At 38.6% G+C, this 2,442-nt stretch carries 1 protein-coding gene; it reads left to right on the forward strand.

The features are described 5' to 3' along the window. Nucleotides 1-655 precede the first annotated feature (655 nt). Nucleotides 656-2,442: pyruvate phosphate dikinase (locus tag PLE33_09140; GenBank protein ID HPS61403.1), on the forward strand; the 1,787-nt coding region annotated here is incomplete at its 3' end.

Genomic DNA, 2,442 nt, shown 5'->3' on the forward strand with positions numbered 1-2,442 from the left:
TACCGGCGCTCGCTGTAGCGCCGAATAAAAACGGCGGAACGGCGTCCGCCGGTACCAAGAACGGCGTCCTCCGACTACACAAGTTACTCCAAACCAATTAAATCCCTTAAAATCCCTTCAATCCTTTTTAATCCAGAGCTATTAAATCCCTTAAAATCCCTTCAATCCTTTTTAATCCAGAGCTATTAAAACCTTTAAAATCCATTCAATCCTGTTCATCTTAGAGCTATTAAATCCTTAAAATCCCTTCAATCCTTTTTTAATCCAGAGCTATTAAATCCTTAAAATCCGTTCAATCCTTTTTAATCCAGAGCTATTAAATCTCTTAAAATCCATTCAATCCTTTTTAATCCAGAGCTATTAAATCCATAAAATCCATTCAATCCTGTTCATCCCAGAGCTATTAAATCTCTTAAAATCCCTTCAATCCTTTTTAATCCAGAGCTATTAAATCCCTTAAAATCCCTTCAATCCTGTTCATCTTAGAGCTATTAAAATCCTCTTAATCCTTAAATCCTGAAATCCTTGTTTCTAAAATCCTTATCCTTAAATCCTTGTTATCCAACTTGGCTACAAACTGCTTGACAGAAACTAAGCAATAATTATTTAAGAACTTATGTATGCTTAGCTATTCAGAAAGCAGCGAGGTTAAATTTTGGAAACCCTTAAATCTAAGGCATTAGCAGAAAATCTGGCAGTTACTAAAGTAGCCGAAATAGTGTTTGACGAGCAGGCAATATGGTTACTTTCCTTAACGGAAGGAAACTTTGGCATCAAGCAACGCTGCCGGAATTTTCTGGAGGAACTGTATCATCCCTATACCAATCCGGAAGCCGTTGCAACCCTTATCCGGCAATGCATTTTAGGGGATTTATGGTTCTATGTTCAATTACCGGAAAAGGAAAAAACCTTATCCGTGATAGGGGATTTGTATCTTCTGGCAGCGCAGAAATGCAGTAAGCCCTTGCAGGAGAAGCGAATCATTGTTGAATATCTGGATTTTATTTCTGCTTTAAGTCGCAGCGAAGGTGTTCCGGAAAGTGTTTTCTCCTATTTACTAACAGCTCTGAATAACTGGCAAAATAGAAGCAGAGACCTTTTTATTCCTTTAAACGGTGCCTTCCGAAAATGCTTAACAAATCTGATGCAGGTTTATAACTGCAACGAAAGCTGTTTTAAGATGCTGAAAGAGCTCCTAACCGAGGGCTTGGTGTTTTGGCAGAATACAACCGATTTAGAGAATTGGTATAGAAAAAACAGTGCAGAAAATGAAGCCGATATAGAAACGCTATCCTCTGCTATAGGCAAAAAGTTTTTCCAGCAATGGCTTAGCGAGCTGGAAACCAGGCAGAATTTTGAATCCTTACAGGATGTTCCTTCCTTTTCCGATATTGCTGTTCTGCTGCGGGAAACCATTTGTAAATTTAACACTCTTACTTTACGCATAAAATTTATCTTTTATCTTTTGGGGTTAGAGGGAATGGAGGATTTACGGAATCATTTGCTTTGGGATTTGAACCGTCAGCTTTCCGATTTGGAAAACGAGCTCTCGGAAGATGAAGTTCCGCAAATGCTGGATTCCATTTTTGCTACCCTTTTTGAATTTAAGGAAACCCATCTTTCCATTGTGCTGGATTGCATTTTAACTATTGGCAAAACAGTGCTTTCCCGCAAAAACAAAAAGCACTGTCAACATCTGCTGCCCAAAATTATGGAGCTGGAATTCACCGCACCGGGGAAAATAAAGATAGACAAGGACTGGCAGATGGATGTGGATAAAAATCATATCAAACATCTGCGGATGCTGCTTGAACTGATTGCCATTGATCCTTTAATGTGTAAAGACCTGCTTGCCTATTTAATTATCAGTTTAAGCCGCAAAGGGGTTTTTATTTCCGATACCGACCTCTTTCAGAAAGATGTTTCGGCATTCCTGAATTCGGATTTTAAACCCTTGGTAGTGCAAACCAAACACCTTTTAAAAATGTTCCCTGTTTTCTTCAATGAAATTGGAGCGGAAGGAGAAATTAGAGATATTACTACTTCCCTGGATGAATTGGGGCAAAGAAAAGATTTGTTAATGCACTTTTTGCGGAAACAGATTCACACCGAAAGCAATAACACTCATCTGCTTTTAATTCAGAGGATACTGGAATATTGGACGAATCTGGATTATAAATTACTCCAGGATATGATTCCGGAAGATGTTCTCATCTACATTATGCACCCGGATGCAATGACAAAGCAGCAAAGTATCGTAGTGAATGCTTTTTTACAAAAAAACGGTTTAAGTGCAGAAGAACTTCTTGCTCTTTCCTGGCAACGAGTTAGCAAATTATTTGAAAACGAGCCGGAGGATTTCTCCCTAAAACGGCTTAAGCTGCTTTGTTACACGCATTTTCTGCTGAAAGATAAATATCATCTTGATCCGTATGATATCGT

The sequence above is a fragment of the Candidatus Cloacimonas sp. genome (assembly GCA_035403355.1).
Lineage (GTDB): Bacteria > Cloacimonadota > Cloacimonadia > Cloacimonadales > Cloacimonadaceae > Cloacimonas.